The 21,459-nt window shown below is 66.9% G+C and carries 22 protein-coding genes and 2 tRNA genes; 15 read left to right on the top strand and 9 right to left on the bottom strand.

Going from position 1 to position 21,459, the window contains the following annotated elements:
- Positions 1–331: 331 nt before the first annotated feature.
- Entirely contained in the window at positions 332–640 is a 309-nt protein-coding gene (locus WD271_11950) for a TIR domain-containing protein (protein MEX1008546.1), read from the bottom strand.
- Complete coding sequence (locus WD271_11955; protein MEX1008547.1) at positions 640–813, bottom strand: hypothetical protein; 174 nt, start codon at positions 811–813, stop codon at positions 640–642. Before WD271_11955 ends, WD271_11950 begins: the two co-directional genes overlap by 1 nt.
- Positions 814–1,009: 196 nt before the next feature.
- Here WD271_11955 and WD271_11960 point away from each other — a divergent pair.
- The 6 genes from WD271_11960 to WD271_11985 all read left to right on the top strand — a co-directional run bounded on the left by WD271_11960 (position 1,010) and on the right by WD271_11985 (position 5,724).
- Positions 1,010–1,083 (top strand) — tRNA-Gly (locus WD271_11960).
- 278 nt (positions 1,084–1,361) lie between these two features.
- Positions 1,362–2,477 carry a site-specific integrase gene (locus WD271_11965; protein ID MEX1008548.1) on the top strand — a complete coding sequence of 372 codons (1,116 nt, stop codon included), beginning with the start codon at positions 1,362–1,364 and terminating at the stop codon, positions 2,475–2,477.
- Between the two features lie 688 nt (positions 2,478–3,165).
- Complete coding sequence (locus tag WD271_11970; protein MEX1008549.1) at positions 3,166–3,759, top strand: hypothetical protein; 594 nt, start codon at positions 3,166–3,168, stop codon at positions 3,757–3,759.
- Between the two features lie 8 nt (positions 3,760–3,767).
- Entirely contained in the window at positions 3,768–3,977 is a 210-nt protein-coding gene (locus WD271_11975) for a hypothetical protein (GenBank protein ID MEX1008550.1), read from the top strand.
- A 540-nt stretch (positions 3,978–4,517) separates the two neighbouring features.
- Positions 4,518–4,596: transfer RNA gene (locus WD271_11980), tRNA-Gly, on the top strand.
- Positions 4,597–4,809: 213 nt separating this feature from the next.
- On the top strand, positions 4,810–5,724 hold the full coding sequence (locus WD271_11985; protein MEX1008551.1) for a transglycosylase family protein: 915 nt from the start codon (positions 4,810–4,812) through the stop codon (positions 5,722–5,724).
- A 61-nt stretch (positions 5,725–5,785) separates the two neighbouring features.
- Here WD271_11985 and WD271_11990 read toward each other — a convergent pair whose 3' ends face one another.
- Both WD271_11990 and WD271_11995 read right to left on the bottom strand, forming a co-directional pair.
- Positions 5,786–6,730 (bottom strand): glycosyltransferase, encoded by a 945-nt coding sequence (locus tag WD271_11990; GenBank protein MEX1008552.1) that lies wholly within the window; start codon positions 6,728–6,730, stop codon positions 5,786–5,788.
- A gap of 81 nt (positions 6,731–6,811) precedes the next feature.
- Positions 6,812–7,177, bottom strand: a complete 366-nt coding sequence (locus WD271_11995) for a hypothetical protein (protein MEX1008553.1) — start codon at positions 7,175–7,177, stop codon at positions 6,812–6,814.
- A 167-nt stretch (positions 7,178–7,344) separates the two neighbouring features.
- Between WD271_11995 and WD271_12000 the strand changes: the two genes are divergently transcribed.
- Both WD271_12000 and WD271_12005 read left to right on the top strand, forming a co-directional pair.
- Positions 7,345–7,551, top strand: coding sequence for a hypothetical protein (locus WD271_12000; GenBank protein ID MEX1008554.1), 207 nt, complete (start codon positions 7,345–7,347; stop codon positions 7,549–7,551).
- 22 nt (positions 7,552–7,573) lie between these two features.
- A complete protein-coding gene (locus WD271_12005) occupies positions 7,574–8,185 on the top strand; it encodes a cation transporter (protein ID MEX1008555.1) in 612 nt (203 codons plus the stop codon).
- On the opposite strand, the gene WD271_12010 is transcribed toward WD271_12005, so the two are convergent.
- The gene (locus WD271_12010) at positions 8,182–8,628 is read right to left on the bottom strand and encodes a PPOX class F420-dependent oxidoreductase (GenBank protein ID MEX1008556.1); all 447 of its coding nucleotides are present in this window, start codon (positions 8,626–8,628) and stop codon (positions 8,182–8,184) included. The genes WD271_12005 and WD271_12010 overlap by 4 nt on opposite strands.
- Before the next feature lie 18 nt (positions 8,629–8,646).
- Between WD271_12010 and WD271_12015 the strand changes: the two genes are divergently transcribed.
- Complete coding sequence (locus tag WD271_12015; protein MEX1008557.1) at positions 8,647–9,828, top strand: 2'-deoxycytidine 5'-triphosphate deaminase; 1,182 nt, start codon at positions 8,647–8,649, stop codon at positions 9,826–9,828.
- Positions 9,813–10,379: a DNA-3-methyladenine glycosylase I gene (locus tag WD271_12020; GenBank protein ID MEX1008558.1), complete on the top strand. Its 567-nt coding sequence runs from the start codon at positions 9,813–9,815 to the stop codon at positions 10,377–10,379. Before WD271_12015 ends, WD271_12020 begins: the two co-directional genes overlap by 16 nt.
- A 5-nt stretch (positions 10,380–10,384) precedes the next feature.
- Here WD271_12020 and WD271_12025 read toward each other — a convergent pair whose 3' ends face one another.
- Positions 10,385–12,604, bottom strand: a complete 2,220-nt coding sequence (locus WD271_12025; protein MEX1008559.1) for a heterodisulfide reductase-related iron-sulfur binding cluster — start codon at positions 12,602–12,604, stop codon at positions 10,385–10,387.
- A 27-nt stretch (positions 12,605–12,631) separates the two neighbouring features.
- Positions 12,632–13,054 (bottom strand): cyclic nucleotide-binding domain-containing protein, encoded by a 423-nt coding sequence (locus tag WD271_12030; GenBank protein MEX1008560.1) that lies wholly within the window; start codon positions 13,052–13,054, stop codon positions 12,632–12,634.
- 135 nt (positions 13,055–13,189) lie between these two features.
- Between WD271_12030 and dnaK the strand changes: the two genes are divergently transcribed.
- From dnaK to clpB, 5 genes are all read left to right on the top strand, one after another.
- On the top strand, positions 13,190–15,043 hold the full coding sequence (dnaK, locus tag WD271_12035; GenBank protein MEX1008561.1) for a molecular chaperone DnaK: 1,854 nt from the start codon (positions 13,190–13,192) through the stop codon (positions 15,041–15,043).
- Positions 15,027–15,572: a nucleotide exchange factor GrpE gene (gene grpE, locus WD271_12040; protein MEX1008562.1), complete on the top strand. Its 546-nt coding sequence runs from the start codon at positions 15,027–15,029 to the stop codon at positions 15,570–15,572. Before dnaK ends, grpE begins: the two co-directional genes overlap by 17 nt.
- Positions 15,573–15,582: 10 nt before the next feature.
- Positions 15,583–16,728, top strand: coding sequence for a molecular chaperone DnaJ (gene dnaJ / locus WD271_12045; GenBank protein MEX1008563.1), 1,146 nt, complete (start codon positions 15,583–15,585; stop codon positions 16,726–16,728).
- Between the two features lies 1 nt (position 16,729).
- The gene (locus WD271_12050) at positions 16,730–17,125 is read left to right on the top strand and encodes a MerR family transcriptional regulator (GenBank protein ID MEX1008564.1); all 396 of its coding nucleotides are present in this window, start codon (positions 16,730–16,732) and stop codon (positions 17,123–17,125) included.
- A gap of 138 nt (positions 17,126–17,263) precedes the next feature.
- Positions 17,264–19,849, top strand: a complete 2,586-nt coding sequence (gene clpB / locus WD271_12055; GenBank protein ID MEX1008565.1) for an ATP-dependent chaperone ClpB — start codon at positions 17,264–17,266, stop codon at positions 19,847–19,849.
- Here clpB and WD271_12060 read toward each other — a convergent pair.
- Positions 19,836–20,327: a multicopper oxidase domain-containing protein gene (locus WD271_12060; protein ID MEX1008566.1), complete on the bottom strand. Its 492-nt coding sequence runs from the start codon at positions 20,325–20,327 to the stop codon at positions 19,836–19,838. The two genes, clpB and WD271_12060, sit on opposite strands and share 14 nt — an antisense overlap.
- Positions 20,324–21,358: a DUF2330 domain-containing protein gene (locus WD271_12065; protein ID MEX1008567.1), complete on the bottom strand. Its 1,035-nt coding sequence runs from the start codon at positions 21,356–21,358 to the stop codon at positions 20,324–20,326. The genes WD271_12060 and WD271_12065 overlap by 4 nt, the downstream gene beginning before the upstream one ends.
- Between the last annotated feature and the right edge of the window lie 101 nt (positions 21,359–21,459).

A 21,459-nucleotide genomic window follows, 5' to 3' on the forward strand; every position in this document is an offset into this window, starting at 1 on the left:
CGACCCAACTGGGACCTACTCCCGACCGTCACACCCCGCTGAAATCCGATGAGCCGGTTTGGTGGTGGGACTTCTGACTTGTAGAGGTTCCAGCCGCGTCGAGCCGCGTGGGTGGTCGCATTCGCCATATTGTCCAACTCCGTTTCCGTGACGGTTTCGCCCGGAGTTGAAGCGGCTTCGATACTCAGGTCGAGGGCCCTAGTAGTCTCGGCCTTGCGAAGAGATTGGAGCACGCTCCGATCCGGACGAGCCCTGGCCCGGCCTTCGGTGCCGGGGCTCTGTTCGCGCTGGGCATCGAGGACCCAGCACTGAGCAGTTGCGCGCCGGGCGTCTAGCCTTTGGCGCGCACTTCAAGAATGTCAAGGGCAACAAGCTCCTGAAACAAACTTCCAATCTGACTCACAAGCTGATTCTGCTCGAACTCGATGTATCCCAAGTCCGAGAAGTCACTCGGAAATGTGGCTCCCTTCTCCTTGAAGATCACAATTCGGCGGTCGTAAAGAACCGACGCGGCGCCCAGTTCGTAGACAATGTTCTCGCTCGGTCGCCATACCTCAACCGGCTCACCATTCTCGCCTTGGGCGAATAGCTGCTCATCCGCGGTGAAGATAAAAATCCCGGACGAACATTCATCGCGCATCAGCTCAGCGCGGCAACCTTCGCGCTGATCGGACGGCCCTGGTTGGGCTCGTCCACAGCTACCGCGTACCTAACCTTGAACTGGTTGAGCATCCGGCGGTCGGTGCGGCCCGGCAGCACTTCGCGCTGCTTGGCGCGGCTCTCTACAACAATTTCCAGGCCGCGCTGGCGCACGCTGAACGACTCAGACGCGAGGCCGCGTAGACCACGACCGCCACGGACGCGAAGCGCCGGGGCTCAGCCGCGCCCGCTGACCCCGTTGCACGAGAGTTGGTCGGAGCTTTCGCGCCCTAAACGGTGCGCTAGTACCATCCCGGCTCCAGGAACGACGCGACCCAGGGTTTCGCGCCAGGATTCGCGCCGTCCCCCGGCGGGTGTAGTTCAGAGGCAGAACATCAGCTTCCCAAGCTGAGAACGCGAGTTCGATTCTCGTCACCCGCTCCACGAGAAGGCGCAGGTCAGCCCTGGTTTGCGCGCTGCTTTCGCCGATCCTCGAGCCGCGTTCTTGGTGCAGTTCGGTGCGTTTCACGACGCGGGGTTCCGCTGTTGTGTGCCTGGTCGGTGTCGAGCTTGGGATGTGGGCACGCCGCTGACCTCGACGTTTGGAGTACGGACGGCGGACACGCCGGTATGCTGGTGTGCCGCGGTGTGGTGCAGTACCGGGTGCATTTCGACCGACGCGTGCCGATAGCGCGCGCATGTCGAGAGCACGAACCGGGACAATGATCGAACGATCGCCAGGGCGGTGGCGCCTCCAGGTCACCGCCGACCCTGATCCAGTTACCGGTGAGCGACGCCGGCTTTCGCGGACGGTACGCGGCAGCCGTACCGACGCTCGTCACGCGTTGCAGCGGCTCGTCGTCGAGGCGGGCGCGGGGCTCCAGGGCGGGAGTACCGCGACGGTGGCGATGCTGCTGGAGCAGTTCATGGTGACCGCCGCGTTGGCGCCGACGACGCGCCAGGATTGGGAGAGCGTCATCACGCGTCATCTTCTGCCGGGATTGGGGCACCGGCGACTGTGGAAGCTCACCGCCCGCGACTGCGATCAGCTTTACGCTCGCATGGCTGCCACCGGCATCGGTCCGTCACGGGTTCGGTGCGCGCATGTTGTGTTGCACCGCGCCTTCGCGCAAGCGGTGCGGTGGGGGTGGTTGGCCCGCAATCCGGTGTCGGCCGCGACGCGACCCGAGGTGCCGCGCTCGACCGTCACGCCGCCGACCGCGCAGCAGGTACGCCTCCTGCTGTCAATCGCCCGAGAGGTTGATCCCGTGCTCGCGTGTTGGTTGCAGGTCGCGGTCGCGACTGGTGCGCGCCGCGGTGAGATCTGCGGGCTGCGCTGGGCGGACATTGATCTCGACGCGCGCACCGTCCGCATCGAACGGTCGGTCTCGGCGACCAAGTCGTCCGGCGTCGCGATCACACCGACGAAGACCGGCAGAGTCCGACGCGTCTCACTCACCATCCACGCGGTCGAGGCGCTGCGCGACCACCGAACCCGCGCCGAGCTTGCCGCGATCGGAGCCGCCCGAGAGTTCGCAGCGGCCGACCACATCTTCACCAACGATGCGCAAGCCCAGCGTCCTTGGCGACCCGAACTGATCACCCGCCGGTGGGAACGGCTGAGGACCCGCGCACAGCTACCTCATGTGTGCATCCACGACCTGCGGCACTTCGTCGCCACCGAGCTACTCACAGCCGGCATCGACGTGCGCACCGTCGCCAACCGGCTCGGACATGCCCGTACCTCCACCACCCTCGACATCTACTGGGCGTGGGTCCCCGCACGCGACCGCGACGCCGCACGACACCTCGAGACGATCCTGGAATCACACAGGTAGCCGAGCTCATCGCGATCGTGGACCACGGCCACATCGGCGAACAAGGAACCCACGACAAACTCATCGCCAACGGACGGCCCCGACCGCGAGCTCGACCAACTCCAGGCCGCCAGTACACGTAGCCACCCCGGCGAGTCACCGGAACGTCAGGAAGTTTGTGTATGCGGCGCGATCTGAGGGTTCGCGTCGTGGTGTCGCGCGCTAGAGAGGATTACGCCCATCACATCGAAGTATTCGTCTGCGCGCTTCGGCTACTGGTTCAGGTTCTATGCAGCTCCCGCGTACGATCACATGCTCGATCCGCTGCTACGCGGCGGGAGGTGCGCAGCTACAAGGAGTTCCGTGCGCTGTCGCAGGTTCGAAAGCCGCGCTGTCAACACGCGATGCCTCATCGCCGGCATGGGCAATCGTGGTGCGACGCGGACGCCCGGCGTGGAGACTACGACGGCGACCTCGGCTTGGAATGTGGTGCGCAGATCAGCGCGGTGAGCATGTCGATCAAGTTCGCCGTGAACTCGTTGTCGTCAAGGACCGGTGCGCGTGTGCCGCTCAACTGGTGTGCGCGTTCTGCCAGCAGTGCCCGAGCCCCAACACCTCGCCGGTCCCTTCGGCGATCCACCCGGCACGCGGGCCTCTGGCGCCCGTTCGCTCGCTCTGCTCGCGATGCGCATTGACTACCGTGCCGCCTGTGCCGTCGACCGCGCTGACGCGCTATGAAACTGATCGACGCCAGCGGCTCGACGAGCTCCTCGCAGCGCATCGACTCGTGGGAGGCACCGGCCGGGGACGGCGTTGGCGGACCCAGCAGCTGAACAACTCGCTCGTCTTGCGACTCGCTGCGGAGTTCCAGGGGTTCGCCCGCGATCTGCACGACCTGGCCGGTGACACGTTCGCGTCGTGGGCCGCGGGCGGGAACACGAAGCTCGAAACGGTGCTACGAGCACGCCTCTCAGAGGCGCGGCAGCTCGATCGGGGAAACGCACATCCCGGCTCGCTCGGGTCAGACTTCGGGCGGTTCGGGTTCGAGCTTTGGCCGGCACTCGCCGCCCGCGACCCCAGAACGGCCTCTCAGCAAGAGTCCCTCGAGCTGCTGAACGAAGCCCGCAACGCCATCGCTCACGACGACGAGGCCAGGCTCGCCGCGCTCGAGGCGCAGGGCAACCCGATCACGCTTCGCACGTTCCGCGCGTGGCAACGAGACCTCGACGGCCTCGCGAGTACCCTTGATGCCGAAGTCGCCGCGCATCTCGGACTGCTGTTCCAGCGGGCGACCCCCTGGTAGGTGTGTTCATGGCCACGAAGACGAACCTCAAGATCGGTGACCGCGTCCGCGTCCCCTGGGGCGTTGACGCGGTCGACGGCACGATCGTTCAACTCCACGGACCACCAGGTCGACGCTTCGCGCTCGTTCGAATCCCGGTCAGGGGTTCCGCCGGCGAGACACTCGAAGAGACCGAAGTCTCCCTGCCCGAACGCGAGCTGACAATCGTCGGACCGTAACCCGGCCGGATTCGCGATCATCACCGCACCGGTGCTTCTGCGTGGCTCGCGCATTCCTCGCCGAGGGTCACGCGCCCAGTTGACCGGCTTCCCTCCCGTCGGTCCGGACGCGCGAGATCAACCGCCGCGTGCAATCGAGAAAGGTGCGCGCCACAAGCCCCGCGACCGTGTCCAAGACGAGCCGGCTCTCGACCCGAGGATCGGCACAGCTTCACCACAAGAGAAGGCCAAACGCGGTTCGTCGCGGTCATGCACAGTCACCGCAAGTCGGCCCCTCGCCTGCGGAATACATGAATGTGCTGATCAGCGCCGTGGCCCAATCTACGTTCGCAACGTAGAGGTCGTGCATGGAGGGTCAGTCGACGCCGGCCGAGCGTTCCTCGAGATCCTCCCAATCACACGGACAAGCGCGGTGCGTCGCGATCGCGGCTGTCGGCCGGTTGCCCGATCTCGGGCCACAGTTGGGCCACAACGAGCGGCTGATAGTGGTCCTTCGCGGTCACCAGCGGTCAAGAGAAATGGCGCCTCACCAGCACGTTCGCGAACTCGACACTGGTCAGCCAGCCACATCGGTCAGCTTCCCAAGCTGAGAACGCGAGTTCGATTCTCGTCACCCGCTCGTACGACGCCGGACTTCGCCACCATGCTCGTGCTCGGCGACGAGCAGCTCCCGGGTGCCTTCGGAGGGACAACGTCCGAACCCTTCTCGCGACGGCAGCCATCTCCCGCCCGCCCGTACGCACGTCTTCGAGCGGGCGTTCAAGGGGTCAAACAGATCGGCCGACATTCGTCGTGACGGGCGACGGGAGGCTTCGTCTCCCAAGAGGACCCCATGACGACGCGGCGTCACCCATCAACGATCGGACGTGCGCTCGCGACCGCGTTGGTCGCGGCGATGGTGTTCCTCGCGCCCGCTTCTCTGATATCGGCGGCTGCCCAGTCCGACCCGAACGCGACACGAGTGGATGACCCTACCCTCGCCCGGGAACGCCTGGACGCTGCCCGTGCACTCGCCGCCGCCGCCGCCGAGCGCATGTCGGCGGCCCAGTCCGAACAGGCTGACCTCGAGGTAGCGATCGCCCGAGGCGAAGCGGCGATCCCCGTGCTCCGCACACGCGCCGATGGATTGCGGGCGATGGTGCGGGAACGCGCGGCTCGGCTCTACATGCGGCTTGCAACACCCAGGTTCGACGCGGTCGTCGGCATCGACAACGTCGTCGACGCCGCGCGCGCCGCGCACCTCACCGAGGCCATCGGCGATCACGACCAGTCCCTCGCCACGGAGCTCCAGAACACCGCACGCGAGCTCGAGGGACGCCTCGTACAGCTCCGCGCGCAGCGCGCCGAGCTCGACCGCACCATTGCTGCACTCGTGCCGCTGCAAGGGATACTCGAGAACCGGGTCGAACGCGCGGTAGCGGCCTACCGGGCGGTGCGTACCACGATCGAACCGCGCGGCGAGTCACCCGACGTCGGCATCAGCTCCGGGGACGCCGTGTGGGAGACCTTCCGAGAGTGCACCTTCGCCTATGAGTCCGGCGGGAATTACAAAATCGTGTCGCCGGACGGCGCCTACTACGGAGCGTGGCAGTTTGCGATCCGGACATGGAACGCGGTCGCTGCCCGCCTTGGCCGTGACGACCTCGTCGGCGTGCTCCCATCACAAGCATCTCCAGCCGATCAGGACGCTGTCGCTCATGCGCTCTGGCTGGAGTCCGGCAACCGGCCGTGGGGTGGGCGCTGCTGAGTGCGCGCCCGTCGAACGCCGTGTGCCGGTCTGCGTTCGAGTTTGTCGTCAGTCGGTTTCGTCAGCGCCGGGCGTTCCAGGACGCGACGAGCCGCTCGGCGGGCACGGCCGCACGGTCGATCACAGCGTTCACCCGTGGCCACCGCGTGAGGACGCTCCGGCGGACGCTGGTGCGGTACCGCGCGTGCGCGGCCCATTCGGGGTCATCGCGGTCGAGACCCCAGGCGCGGCACAATCGGTCCAGGCTCCGCTCGTACCAAACCCCGCTCCAGCGGAGAAGGAAGCTCGGCAGGTCGGTCGGCGAGACCGACGCTGGCACGATGTATGTACACGTCACCTCGGGCACGAACCACGCTGCTGCGCCGAGCCGTTGGTGGTGGAGGGCGAGGTCGGTGTGGTCGAACCACGACAGCAATTCCTCGTCGAGGCCGCCGATGCGCTCGAGCAGCTCACGCCGGATGGCGACAGCGTGGAACTCCGACTGGATCCGTTCGACCGGTTCGAGCTCGGTAGCGACCTCGTGCCACAGTCGGTTCAGGTGGTGCTGGCGCTCCCGGACGTGTCGGACGCCGTCCTCCCCAATGCTCACCTCGAGGTCGGCCCCGAGGCCGTGCACGAACTGGCCGCTCCGGCCGTCCTGCAGGTATGCGGGGTAGACACTCACCGCCCCGCGGGCCTCGCCGACGGCGAGCAGAGTGTCCAACCACCCGTCGTCGAGTACGACGTCGTTTTCGACGAAGGCGATCCATTCCGTGTGGGCACCATCCGCCCCGAGGTTGCGAGCCTCGTTGGCGGCGAGATGACGGCTCCGCCGGACGACGCGGATCCGACCCGAAGCTGCATACCGGTCGAGGATGGCGGCGACCGGTCGAGGGGCCCGAGCGTCGACCACGACGACGTCGTGACGTTGGTCGGTACGGGCGAGCAGGAGGTCGAGCGTGGTGGGGGTTTGCGCCCAACGGTCACGGGCGACCACTACCACGGTCGTGGGCGGTGTGGTCGCCACGGCCGAAATGCTACAAGCGCGGCCCATGCGAGGCGGCGAGTTCCTTCGAGGGGGGCTCGGGCTCGGTGTGCTGCGGGTGCGCTACTGGGCAGTTCCTTCGGGTGGCTCGTAGTGCATCATCGGGTTCCCGGCGCCGATGAGGATGAACTCGCAGCCGTCGGGTCCCGCGGTCTCGGGTCCGTAGAACGTTCCGGCGCGTACCCAGCGCACGTCGCCGGGTCGGTACGTGCCCTCGTCGCCGACCCGCATCTCACCTGCGGTGAAGATGTAGAAGGTGTCGGCCTCGTGCCAGTGCTGTGGCTCGACGTAGTTCTGGCCGTGACGCACCTGCATTACCCATGGCCCGTCCTGCAAGCTGTCACCGAGGAACTTCATCCACACGTCGGGAAATCCTTCGACCGGTTGCCATTCCACCTCGTCGAGCGTCGTCTTGCGCCAGTTGGCCACGGATCGGCCTCCTTCTTCGGGCTGGCTTCTTCGGCTGGCTTCATCGGGCCGGTCGCCAAGAGTCCGGCTCTTCTGAGAGGCTGACCGCGCAGTCTCGCTCGCGCAAGGGGTACGAAGCTGACCGCCGGCTCGCGCTGCCCTTCCCGCAGTACGCGACCGGAGGCGACGTGAGCCTCATCTGGTGGGACAGAGACGTCACCGGCACCTCGAACATCGCCGCGAGCGAGGGCAAGGGCATGTGGCGCTACCTCGACAGCGCCAAGCGCTACCTGGCGGGCTTACTCCCCGCGGGCGCGCCCAAGTTCTTCGACCTGCGATGGGTGCCCTTCGAGCGGCGCGTGATCGAGCGGCCCGCCGCGTTCGAGAACCCCTGAGCCCAGCCATAGCGTGAGCGTCATGCGGGGCCCCGTTCAACGCGCGATGCGACTCGAGTACCTCACCGTGGGGTGGAACACGCTCGAAGTCGTCGTGACGATCGCGCTCGGGATCGCGTCAGGCTCGCTCGCCCTCGTCGCCTTCGGCCTGGACTCGCTGGTGGAGATCTTCGCTTCCGTCACCGTGCTGTGGCAGCTGCACCGCGGGGGCGTCGCGACCCCGCGCGCGATGGCAATGGTGGGGATCGCGTTCCTCGCCCTCGCGGGCCTCCTCCTCACCAGCGCCGCGATTGCGCTCGCGGCCGGACACGAGGCCGACGACTCTCCGGTCGGCATCGCGTACCTCGCAGTGACAGCGTTGGTGATGTTCCTGCTGGCGCACCAGAAGCGCATGCTGAGCTTGACGCTCGTAAACCACCCGCTTGCGACAGAAGCCCGCCTCACGTTCCTCGACGGCGTCCTCGCGACGAGCGTGCTTGCCGCGCTCGTCGCCAACGCACTGGCAGGCGTGTGGTGGGCCGATCCGTTGGGCGCCGCGGTTGTCGGTGCGGTTGCGATCGGTGAGGGAATCGACGCGTGGCGTGACAGTCGCGATCCGTCGCGAATGGTGGAGGAGAGGAACTCAGGGTGCTAGTGGTCGCGCGCCTGGGGCGGGTTGTCGGCGAGCGGGATGTCGGGAGCGGAGAGGTGCTCGGCCACGATCGTTACCGTGACGCGAACCTGTCCCGGCCGGTCGAACGGGTAGCGATCGACGCCCATGTAGTGGTGCGCGAGGCCGTCGATGAATGTGTGGTCGGGGTCGTCTTCCATGCGAGCACGGCCGCGGATCTCGACGTATCGATTCGGGTTGTTGCGATGCGCCACCGCCATCGTGACGCGATCGTCGCGCAGGAGGTTGCGGTACTTCTTCCGGTCCTTGGTGGTGCTGAAGCGCACATACTCGCCGTCGAACATGAGCCCGACCGGCGTGACCGACAGCATCCCGTCGGGCCGCACCGTCGCCACGAACCCCGTGGGCTTGTCGGTGAGGATGTCGTGCACGCTCTCGGGGATCGGGAGGCTTTCGGGACTCGGCATGCGGATAGCCTCGCTGATGTGGCAACGCCGCGGGCAACTACCTGGGATCTCGCGCCCGACGCAGTTGGCGTCCTGCCGTCACAGTGGATCGACAAGGCGCTCGCCTCGGGTGTCATCCGTGCACCCCGGCGAGACCCGGTTCCTTCCGGCAACGTCCAGCCGGCGAGCCTCGACCTTCGACTTGGTCCGAAGGCGTACCGGATCCGCGCCAGCTTTCTGCCCGACAAGGAGACCGTCAACAGCAAGCTCGCCCACTACGCACTGGAAGAATTCGACCTGACGCGCGGACACGTCCTCGAGCCGAATTGCCCGTATCTGATCCCACTCGTCGAACGACTCGCACTTCCGAGCTTCGTGAGAGCGAAGGCCAACCCCAAGAGCTCGACGGGCCGCCTCGACATCTTCACACGTGTGATCACGGACCGGAGCCAGACCTTCGACGAGATCGCGTCGGGCTACAACGGGCCCCTCTATCTCGAGGTTGTCTCTCGCACTTTCACCGTCCGCGCCCGTGCGGGATTGTCACTGAACCAGCTGCGGCTCCTGGTCGGGAAGCCGGGTGTAGAAGACGACGGGGTCCCGCGGGACCGGGTCTTGTTCAAGAACGACGTCACTCTGTCTGGCAGCCGCGTGGCGAGCGACGACAAGGGTGTGTACCTCAGCCTCGATTTGGAAGGCGACGCAGACGGTGTGGTCGGCCTCCGCGCGAAGCGGAACAGTCGGCTCCTCGATCTGTCGCTCACGGATCATTACGACGCGCGCGACTTCTGGGAACCGGTCGTGCGGGAGCGTGACGTCCCGCGTGTCGTGCTCGAGCCTGAGGAGTTCTACCTCATGCTTTCCGAGGAGGCGGTGCGGATACCCGCTGACTACGCGGCAGAGATGAGCCCGTACACGTCCAGCGGTGAGCTGCGTACCCACTACGCAGGCTTCTTCGATCCCGGCTTCGGCCAGGATCCCGACCGATCGCTCCGCGGGAGCCGGGCAGCACTCGAGGTTCGCGCCCACGACGTTCCGTTTGCGGTCGAACAAGGGCAACAGGTGTGCCGGCTGACGTTCGAGCGCATGCTCGAAGCGCCCGCGTACTTGTACGGTCAAGAGCTCGGATCGAATTACCAGGCCCAGCGCCTCACACTGAGCAAGCACTTCCGCTTCCCACGTCGCGAGGGCGACCAACTCAGCCTGTGGGCGACCGCCTGAACGTGTTGCGTTGCGCGTGGGCGGGCACGGACCCGTTGATGGTCGAGTACCACGACACCGAGTGGGGCGTTCCCGAGCACGACGACCGTCGGCTCTTCGAGTTGCTCACCCTCGAAGGCGCGCAAGCCGGGCTGAGCTGGACCACGATCCTGCGGAAGCGCGAAGGGTACCGGGCGGCGTTCGCCGGCTTCGACCCGCAGGTCGTTGCCGCGTTCACGGGGCGCGACGTCGAGCGTCTCGTCACCGATCCGTCGATCGTGCGTCACCGCGGCAAGATCGAGTCGACGGTCAACAACGCTCGCGCGGTGCTCACCGTGCAGGAGGAGATCGGGAGCTTGGATCGTTACGTCTGGGGTTTCGTCGACGGCGCGCCGCTGGTGTCGAGCTTCGAGCAGCTCGACGAGTTGCCCACGAGCACGGCAGAGTCGGCGGCGTTGAGCAAAGACCTGAAGCGGCGCGGGTTCCGCTTCGTCGGGCCCACCACCGTCTACGCGTTCATGCAGGCCGCGGGCCTCGCCGACGATCATCTCGTCGGTTGCTTCCGCCGATAACGGCATCACAAACCCGGCTGGAACTCCGCAGTGAGCGGGGCCGGCAACGTTTCGGCGTTCTCGAGCGCCTCGATGAGGAGCTCGGCGATGTCCTGCACCTTCACGTCCGAGTCGCGACCCTTCTCCTTCACGCCGTCGTCCATCATCACGTAGCAGAAGGGGCACGCCACTGCGATGCGCGCCGCGCCGGTGTCGAGCGCCTCTTCGGTGCGCTCGATGTTGACCTTCTTGCCGGTGTGCTCCTCCATCCACATGCGCGCGCCGCCTGCGCCGCAACACATGCCGCGCGTGCCGTTGCGCGGCATCTCGACGACCTCGATGCCGGCGATCGATCCGATCACGTTGCGCGGCGCGAGATACACGTCGTTGTGGCGTCCGAGATAGCAGCTGTCGTGGTAGGTGACGCGCTCGTCGATCGTGGCTCCCGCGAGCGACAGGCGTCGGTCGGCAACGAGCTGCGCGAGTAGCTGTGAGTGGTGCACCACCTCGTAGTGACCACCGAGCTGCGGGTACTCGTTCTTCAGCGTGTTGAAGCAGTGCGGGCACTGCGTGATGATCTTCTTTACCGCGAGCGCCTCGAGCGCCTCGACGTTCTGCATCGCGAGCATCTGGAAGATGTACTCGTTGCCCGAACGGCGCGCGGGGTCGCCGGTGCAGAGTTCGCTTGGTCCGAGGATCGCAAAGTCGATGCCCGCGCGCTGCAACAGCTTCGCGACCGCCCGACTGGTCTTCTTGTTGCGGTCGTCGAACGAACCCGCGCAGCCGATCCAGTAGAGATATTCATGGTCGAGCGGGCCCGAGCCGGCATCGACGATCGTCACGCCATCGAGCTCGGCGGCCCACTCGCCGCGATCGGCCTGGTTCATCCCGTACACGTTCGATGAGTTCTCCATCGCCCGGTAGGTGTTCCCGAGCTCGACGGGGAAGTCGCTCTCCATCAGCGACAGGTACCGCCGCATGTCGAGGATCTTGTCGAGGATCTCGATGTTCACCGGGCAGATCTCGTCGCACGCCTTGCACGACGTGCACGCCCAGAGTTCCTCCGACGTGATGCGCTCGAACATGGAGTTGGCGGCGATCGTGACGTCACGCGGCACACCGACCGGTGGCGACACGACCGGGTCGCCGGTGCCCGCCATCACCTCCCCCACCTTCAGCACGATCTCGCGCGGGTCGAGCGGCTTCCCCGTGAGCGTGGCGGGGCACACCGACGTGCACCGCCCACACACCGTGCACGCGTCGGTGTCGAGCAGCTGTTTCCACGTGAAGTCCTCGACGGTGGACGCGCCGAACGCGTCGAGCTCCGTCTCCATCAGGTTCGGGAGGGGCTTCATCGCCCCCTTCGGCCGGTCCCTGTCGGCCAGGTACATGTTCATCGGCGACGTGATCATGTGGCGGAGCTTGGTGGTGGGCAGGATCACGAGGAACGCGACGAACGCGACGAAGTGCGCGCCCCACATGTACCTGTGCGCTTGCTGGAGGCCGCCGTTCGACCACGACTCGAACAGTGACGACAGCGGGTACCCGACGAACGACCACTCCTCGAAGTCGGGCCGGCCTCTGAGCGCGATGCGGAACGCCTCGGTGAAGAAGCCGGTGACCGCGATCACGAGGAACGTTCCCAGGATCACCGCGTCTTCGGGCCTGGTCTTGATGCGGATGCGGTAGGGGCGCTCGATGTAGCGCCGACCGATCGCCCAGAGGATGCCGACGACGAACACGACGCCCGCGAGATCAGCGGCGAACGCGTACCCCTGGTAGATCCCACCGTGCAGGAACTTGAGGTTGTCGGGCAGTTGGTGGTTGATCTCGAGCACGACCGTCGCGATGAACAGCCATATGAACCCGAAGTAGATGGCCGAGTGCATCATCCCGGCCGCGGGATCGCGTAGCAGTGTCCGCATCCACACGCCGGCGCGGAAGTCGGCCAGCCGGCGGTGGAGATTGCGTTTCGTGGTGCTCCGGTCGTCGGGCTTGCCGCGCTCGTAATTGCGGACACGCTGGCTCACCAGCCACGCGCACACCAACAGCATCACCGCGGTGCTCGAGTAGAACGCCCAGTACATCGCGTCGGGCACGTTGACGAAGTCGTGCCGTGTGATCCTCGAGCGTTCCGTCCACTCGGTGAGCCGCGGCGCCATGCCCGACGCGAGTGCGAACAGCGCGACGAGCACGCCGACTACCAAGACGAGCTGATGCGGTTTCGGCAGCTTCAGTCTGCGCACGCGCGAAACCTACCGCGACCCAAAGGCTCAAACAGTCTTGGCGTCCTCCACCCGCAGCCGGCGCGCCAAGCCGGCGAGCAGCTTCCTGGCGAAGCCCGGAACGGTGTCGAGCAGTTCGTCGAACGCGCGCTGCCCGAGCTTGGCCAGCTCCATCTCGGTCTCCGCGATCACGCTCGCGTTGCGCGGCGCGCGGTCGAGCAGGGCGAGGTCGCCGAAGAACCCACCCGGGCCGAGCTCGGCCACCTTCTTTCCATGGCGTTCCACGCGCGCCTGGCCGCCGAGGATCACGAAGAAGTCGGCCCCCGCCGCACCCTCGGTGACGACCGCCTTCCCGGCCGGTACGCGCACGGGCTCGGCCTGCTTCGCGACGAGTTGGAGCTCTTTGTTCGACAGCGCCGAGAAGAGCGGGACCGCGGCGAGGTGGGAGACGAACGGGTCGGAACGGGCCATGACTGCAGAATGTACAGAGATTTTCGGGCTCAGGGAATGGTGAACCCGTACCGAAAGTTGATAACGACACACTCAAGCTTCTAGCATCCGGGCCTACCAAGGTCTCAGCGGAGCAAGCATCAGGAGGCAATTCCCATGCCCAAGGCCGTCGGCATCGACCTCGGCACCACCAACTCGGTCGTCTCGGTTCTCGAGGCGGGCGAGCCCGTCGTGATCCCCAACGCAGAGGGGTCACGCACCACTCCGTCTGTCGTCGCCTTCTCCAAGACCGGAGAGGTCCTCGTCGGCGAGGTGGCGAAGCGCCAGGCGATCACCAACCCCGACCGGACGGTCCGCTCGGCGAAGCGCCACATGGGCACGAACTGGTCGATCGACATCGACGGCAAGGCCTATAACGCGCAGGAGATCTCCGCTCGCATCCTCCAGAAGTTGAAGCGGGACGCGGAGTCCTACCTGGGCGACACCGTCACGCAGGCGGTGGTCACCGTCCCCGCGTACTTCGGTGACGCCGAGCGACAGGCCACCAAGGAGGCGGGCGAGATCGCCGGCCTCGAGGTGCTGCGCATCATCAACGAGCCCACCGCCGCCGCGCTGGCGTACGGCCTCGACAAGGACCAGGACCAGACGATCCTCGTGTTCGACCTCGGGGGCGGCACGTTCGACGTGTCGATCCTCGACCTCGGCGAGGGTGTGTTCGAGGTGAAGTCCACCGCGGGCAACACGCACCTTGGCGGTGACGACTGGGACCAGCGCGTCATCGACTGGCTGGTCTCCGAGTTCAAGAACGCGCACGGCGTGGATCTGGCACAGGACAAGATGGCCGTGCAACGCCTCCAGGAAGCGGCGGAGAAGGCGAAGATCGAGCTGTCGTCGCTGCAGGAGACCACGGTCAACCTGCCGTTCATCACCGCGACGAGCGAAGGCCCGCTGCACCTCGATCTCGCGCTCACGCGAGCGAGGTTCCAGGAGCTCACGAGCGACCTGCTCGACTCGTGCCGCGGTCCGTTCGAGCAGGCGATCCGCGACGCGGGGCTCGACCAGAACGACATCCACCGCGTGATCCTCGTCGGCGGTTCCACTCGCATGCCGGCAGTCACCGACCTCGTGAAGGAGCTCACCGGCAAGGAAGCCGACAAGGGCGTCAACCCCGACGAGGCCGTGGCGGTGGGAGCGTCGCTCCAAGCCGGCGTGCTCAAGGGAGACGTGAAGGACATCCTGCTCCTCGACGTCACGCCGTTGTCGCTCGGCATCGAGACCAAGGGTCAGATCATGACCAAGCTGATCGAGCGCAACACCACGATCCCCACGAAGCGTTCGGAGGTGTTCACCACCGCCGACGAAAACCAGCCCAGCGTGGAGATCAAGGTGCTGCAGGGCGAGAGCGACATGGCGTACCGCAACAAGTTGCTCGGCACGTTCCAACTCGTGGGCATTCCGCCCGCGCCGCGCGGGGTGCCGCAGATCGAGGTCACCTTCGACATCGACGCCAACGGCATCGTGCACGTGTCGGCGAAGGATCTCGGGACCGGTCGCGAGCAGGCGATGACCATCACCGGTGGCACCGCGCTCTCGAAGGACGAGATCGACCGCATGATGAAGGACGCCGAAGCCCACGCCGAGGAGGACCGTGTGCGGCGCGAGGAGGCCGAGGTTCGCAACAACGCCGACTCGCTCGTGTTCCAGACCGAGAAGCTCCTCAAGGAGCAGGCCGACAAGGTCACTGCCGAAGACCGTGAGAAGGTCGAGTCGGGGCTCAAGGAGTTGAAGGACGCGCTCGCGGGCACGGACATCTCGGCGGTCACGCGCGCTCACGACGGCCTCAACTCTGTGCTCCAAGAGTTCTCGCAGCGCCTGTACCAGGCCGCGGCCGCGCAGCAGGCCGCCGCGGGCGGTACGGGCGACGCGGGCGGTGCCGGCGCATCGGCGCCGAGTGACGACGAGGTCGCCGACGCCGAGATCGTCGACGAGCCCGGTGAGCAGAGTGCCTGAGCCGGGCGGCCGCGAGCCCGACGACACCTTCGACGAGGACATCGCGGCTGACGAAGCCGCGGCTGTCGTCGAGTCGGATATCGTGGAGCTCGAGCACGAGCGCACGGAACTCGTCGACACGCTGCGGCGCGTGCAGGCCGACTTCGAGAACTATCGCAAGCGCGTCCTGCGCGAGCAGACCGCGCTCGTCGACCGCGCGACCGACCGGATCGTGGAAGAACTGCTTCCCGTGCTCGACTCGTTCGAAGGCGCACTCTCGAGCATCGCGGCCGACACACCCGAGATGGAGAAGCTGCTCGACGGAGTGAACGGCATCCGCGCGCAGCTCATGGGCGTGCTGGAGAAGGCCGGCCTCGAGCCCATCGCCGCCAACGACGCCGCGTTCGACCCGAACGAGCACGAAGCGGTGCTCCAGGACGAAGGCGACGCCGAGCCGCGCGTCGGCGAGACGATGCGTACGGGGTATCGCCTGAAGGGCAAGGTCATCCGTCCGGCAATGGTGAAGGTGACCCGCCAGTGCAGCGAGTGAGCCAATAGAGATGGCACCGCAGCGCGAGTGGTTCGAGAAGGACTACTACGAGGTGCTCGGCGTGCTCCGGAGCGCGTCCGAGAAAGACATCGCGCGCGCGTACCGCAAGCTCGCGAAGCAGTACCACCCCGACGCGAACGCGGGAGACAAAGACGCCGAAGAGCGCTTCAAGGAGATCTCCGCCGCGCACGACGTGCTGGGTGACGCGGAGAAGCGCAAGGAGTACGACGAGGTCCGCGAGATGGTCGCGTCCGGTGTCGGTCCGGGTGGCTTCGGCGGCCGCGGGCCCGGTGGATACCAGAACATCCGGTTCGAAGACGTCGGTGACATGGGCGGCTTCGGCGACATCCTCGGCAACCTCTTCGGTGCACGTGGCGGCGCGCGCCAACGCGCGCGCGGTCCCGCGGGCCCGCAACGCGGTCACGACCTCGAGACCGAGTTGTATCTCGACTTCCTCGACGCGGTGCACGGCGTCACCACGTCAGTGAGCATCACGTCGGAGGCGCCGTGCTCGGTATGCGGTGGGAGCGGCGCGAAGCCGGGCACACTTCCCGACGTGTGCAGCACGTGTGGAGGCTCCGGAGCGGTCGCCGTCGATCAGGGGCCGTTCTCGTTCTCGCAGGTGTGCCCTACGTGCGGTGGCCGCGGCACGGTGGTCAAGGACAAGTGCAAGCACTGCAAAGGACGCGGCGTCGAGATCCGTCCGCGCACGGTGAAGGTGCGGGTGCCCGCTGGTGTCGACGACGGGCAGCGCATCCGTGTGAAAGGACGCGGCACGCCGGGTCTCAACGGCGGCCCTCCCGGTGACCTCTACGTCGTCGTCCACGTGGCCCCGCACACGATCTTCGGGCGCAGCGGCAAGAGTGACCTCACGGTGAAGGTGCCGATCACCTTCCCCGAAGCTGCACTCGGCACGCAGGTGAAGGTACCCACGCTCGACTCGCCCGTCACCGTGAAGGTGCCGCCCGGCACGCAGAGCGGCAAGACGGTGCGCGTACGCGGGCGTGGGATCCAGCGCGGATCGGGTGATCCCGGCGCGCTGCTCGTCACGTTCGACGTCGTCGTTCCGTCCGAGCTCGACGACGACGCGCGCAAGACCGTCGCAGAGCTTGCCGAGAAGCTGCCCGGCAACCCGCGCGAGTACCTGGGGGTGTGACATGGCCAACGACAGTCGCGACCGCGCGCTCTACATCATCTCCGTCGCAGCAGAGCTCGCGGGTGTGCACCCGCAGACGCTGCGCATCTACGAGCGCAAGGGCCTGATCGAGCCCAGCCGCACCGAGGGGCGCAGCCGCCGCTACTCCGACCGTGACATCGCGCTGCTCCAACACATCCAGCAGCTCACCAACGCGGGTGTCAGCCTTGCCGGAGTGCGCAAGGTGCTCGAGCTCGAAGCGGAGCTCGACGGCGCACGCGCGCACGTCGACGAGCTCCGCGCCGAGATCGAGCAGGCTCGCGAGGAGCTTCGCCGTGCCGTGCAGGAAGTGCACCGCACGTACCGGCGCGATCTGGTCCCGCTCGGCCGATCGGTGGTCCGGGCCCGCCCGGGCTGATCGCCGCCGCCCCAGCCGCCGTCGAGATCTCCGGGAATAAACTTGACAGCGGTATTGTCAACTTTGGGGTACGCCCGTTCCAACTACGTCCTCCGGACTAGTCCTCCGGACTAGTCCTCCGGACTCGAGGTACAACGCATGCCGCTCGACCCCAACAAGCTGACCCACAAGACCAGCGAGGCGCTGGCGGCCGCGCAGGCGCTCGCGCGGGAGCGCAACCACTCCCAGCTCACACCCGAGCACCTCCTCGCCGCGCTCGTGTCTCAGCCCGAGAGTGTGGTGCTGCCGGTGCTCGAGCGCGTCGGCGTGTCGAGCAAGGTCGTACGCGACCGGGTCGACGAGTTGTTGGCGAGGCTCCCCAAGGTCTACGGGCAGACCGCGCAGCAAGCGCAACTGTCCACCGACGCGTACGCGGCGCTCGAAGCCGCCGATGCCCAGCGTACGGACCTCGGCGACGACTACCTGTCCACCGAGCATCTGCTCCTCGCGATGACCGCCGTCACCGGCGGCGTCGGCGACCTCCTCCGCAGCCTCGGTGTCACGCGCGACGCAGTGCTGTCCGCATTGAAGGAGGTGCGCGGCAGCCACCGCGTCACGAGCGAGAACCCCGAGGAGCAGTACCAGGCACTCGAGCGCTTCGGCCGCGACCTCACCGAGGATGCGCGCAAGGCGAAGCTCGATCCCGTGATCGGCCGCGACGAGGAGATCCGTCGTGTCATTCAGGTGTTGTCGCGTCGCACCAAGAACAACCCGGTGCTCATCGGCGAGCCGGGCGTGGGCAAGACCGCCATTGCCGAAGGTCTTGCCCGCCGCATCGTCGAGGGTGACATCCCCGAGGGGCTGCGCAACAAGCGACTGATCGCCCTCGACATCGCTGCGATGGTCGCGGGTTCGAAGTACCGCGGCGAGTTCGAGGATCGCCTGAAGGCCGTCCTCAAGGAGATCGTCGACAGCGAGGGTGAGGTCATCACGTTCGTCGACGAGCTGCATACGATCGTCGGCGCGGGTGGCGCCGAGGGCGCGGTCGACGCCGGCAACATGATCAAGCCGATGCTCGCACGTGGTGAGTTGCGCATGATCGGCGCCACCACGCTCGACGAGTACCGCAAGTACGTCGAGAAGGACCCCGCGCTCGAGCGCCGGTTCCAGCAGGTGTTCGTGGGTGAACCGTCGGTGGAAGACACGATCGCGATCCTGCGCGGCCTCAAGGAGCGGTACGAAGTCCACCACGGCGTGCGCATCCAGGACGCCGCACTGGTCGCGGCCGCCGTCCTCTCGCATCGCTACATCACCGGTCGCCAGCTCCCCGACAAGGCGATCGACCTCATGGACGAAGCCGCGTCGCGGCTTCGCATCGAGATCGACTCGATGCCGTTCGAGATCGACGTGGTCGAGCGCCGCATCCGCCAGCTCGAGATCGAGAAGGCTGCCCTCGCGAAGGAGACCGACGAGTCGTCGATGCAGCGGCTCGGTGCGATCGAAGCCGAGCTCGCGGAGCTCGCCGAGGAGCGCGACGCGATGGTCGCGCACTGGCAGAACGAGAAGGACGCCATCGCGGAGATCCGGGAGCTCAAAGAACGGCTCGAGCAGGCGCGGATGGAAGCCGAGAAGGCCGAGCGCGAAAGCAATCTCGAGCAGGCGGCGCAGCTCCGTTATGGCACGATGCGCGAGCTCGACGCGGAGATCGAGGTGAGGACCGAACGTCTGAACGAGCTGCAGGCCGAGCACCAGATGCTGAAGGAAGAGGTCGACGAGGAGGACGTCGCCGAGATCGTCGCCAAGTGGACCGGCATCCCCGTGAGCCGGCTCATGGAGGGCGAGATGGCGAAGCTCGTGCGCATGGAGGACGTCCTCCACGAGCGCGTGATCGGCCAGGACGACGCGGTGGTCGCGGTGGCCAACGCGATCCGTCGCTCGCGTGCAGGCCTCTCCGACCCCAACCGACCGATCGGGTCGTTCCTGTTCCTCGGCCCCACCGGCGTGGGCAAGACGGAGCTTGCACGCACGCTCGCCGACTTCCTCTTCGACGACGAGCGCGCGATGGTCCGCATCGACATGTCGGAGTACCAGGAGAAGCACAACGTGTCGCGCCTCGTGGGGGCGCCTCCGGGCTACGTGGGCTACGAGGAGGGCGGCCAGCTCACCGAAGCTGTGCGGCGCCGGCCCTACGCGGTCGTGCTCCTCGACGAGATCGAGAAGGCCCATCCCGACGTGTTCAACGTGCTGCTCCAGCTGCTCGACGATGGCCGTCTCACCGACGGCCAGGGTCGTACGGTCGATTTCACCAACACGGTGCTCGTCATGACGAGCAATCTGGGAGGCAGTGCCGACGAGCGCACGGTGATGAACCTCGTGCACAGCCACTTCAAGCCCGAGTTCCTGAACCGCATCGACGAGATCGTGGTGTTCCACCGGCTCGACGAGTCGCACATCGGGCGCATCGTCGACATCCAGGTGGACGCTGTGCGAGCACGGCTCGCCGAGCGCGGCCTCGGACTCGAGGTCACCGAGGCGGCGCGTGCGCACATCGCGCACGTGGGGTACGACCCCGACTTCGGCGCCCGCCCGCTGAAGCGTGTGCTGCAGCGTGAGGTGAGCGACGCGATCGCGCTGTCGTTGTTGAAGGGCGAGTACGCCGAAGGCCACGTGATCGTGGTCGACGCAACCCCGGATGGCGACCTGGTCTTCACCACGAACGAACCGGCGTCGCTCAAGGTCGTATAGCGCCCACAGGTGACGCAGGTTCGGTGCTTGGTGACGCGCCGACGATGACGGAGCCCGTCATGCCGAAGGCGAAGTGGCCGGGGAGGTGGCAGGCGAACAGCACCTTCCCGGGCGCGTGGAACGCGTACGTGGTCACGCCGGTCTCGTGCGGTGGGATCGACACCTCGCCGGGTACGGGTGGGTGCCACGCCTCGTGGCCCTGCTGATGACGGGCGTGGACCTCGTCGCCGCCGATGATGAACTCGTGGTTGAGGAAGTCGCGGTTCACCACTTCGAAGCGCACCTCGGTGTGGGGCACGACGTGGATCCGCGAGGGCGTGAACCGGCTGTCCTGTACCACGAGCCGCACGGTGACGGTGCCAGGACCGAGCACGGGCGGTCCGTCGTCACCCGACGCCGCGCCCCCCGATCCGCCGACGGTCACCACGCCGAACGTGGTGACCGCGGCCGCGAACAACAGCGAGCCGACGACCCTCATGATGCGGCTGACGCGCGCCGACGGGAGACGGCGATCGCGGTCAGCACTGCGAGCACACCGCCGGCGATGCCCAAGAAGTCCCACACTGGGAAGCCAGAGCCCGCCTCCGTCTTCGGGCCGCCGGGCACACCGAAACCGACCATGCGCGCCGACGGCAGCACGCCGTCGTGCGTCGAGACCGCGAGGTCGTAGTCGAGGTTCTTCGCGGGCGTGTCGACGCGCAGGTAGGTGAGCCACATGCCGTCGGGCACCCACTTCATCCCCTTGTCGGAACGGAGATCCGCGAGCAGGCTGCTCGACGCCTCGTCACTGCGCTCCAGCGTGAGCCCGGGGCCACCGGTGCGCAACAGAGGGCGCTGGTCGGTGAGGAGGAACACGTCGGCGTCGACCACCTTGGTCTTGCCCTGACCGAGCGCAAGGATCCGGAGGGGCACCCACGGTTCCTCGGTGGGGATGGTCACCATGATCGGCGTACCGTCTCCGGAGGTCTGGCCGAGTTGGCGCGCGCGCGACGCGTCGAACCTCGCGGCCATGAAGATCTTGCTGCGCCGCGAGTAGAAGTCGAGAACCTGGGGCGTGTCGGGCGTGAGCAGGAACCCGTGGTCGAGCGCCCACTTGCCGACCGCGTTGCCGCCGCCGCGCAGCACGGTGATGTCGAGCGCGTCGATCTTGGTCTCGAGGATCACTTCGGCCTTGTCCAGGGCGCCGGCGGTCGCTTGTGGCGCGGCCGCTTCGCGGAGCGGCGGGCGGACTTCCTGCTCGAGCCGTTGCAGCGTCCAGTCGCCGCCGCGCTCGACCTTCGTCGGCACGCCGGGGAGAGGCACGATCGAGCCCACCTCCTCGCCGGTACCGGTGAATTCGAAGCTGGTGACGTAGCGCTCGATCCCGTTGTGGTGTGCGGCGAGCGTGCTCGTCCGGGTGAGTTGGATGGTGCCGTTCTCGCCGACGAGCCCGCCGCACGCACCGGCGGGTGCCGCCGCGAGCAGCACTGATGTCCCGACGAGCACCAGCAGTATCGCGATCCTTCGCATGGCAGTCCCTCCTCCTTGCCTGGTCGACTCCGCTTCGTCGTCCCGCTCGTCCGAGCACGACTCCGCTTCGTCTCCTCTGGGCCGTTGGGACGTTGGACGAC

The organism is Acidimicrobiia bacterium (genome assembly GCA_040880805.1).
Classification (GTDB): Bacteria; Actinomycetota; Acidimicrobiia; order IMCC26256; family DASPTH01; genus DASPTH01.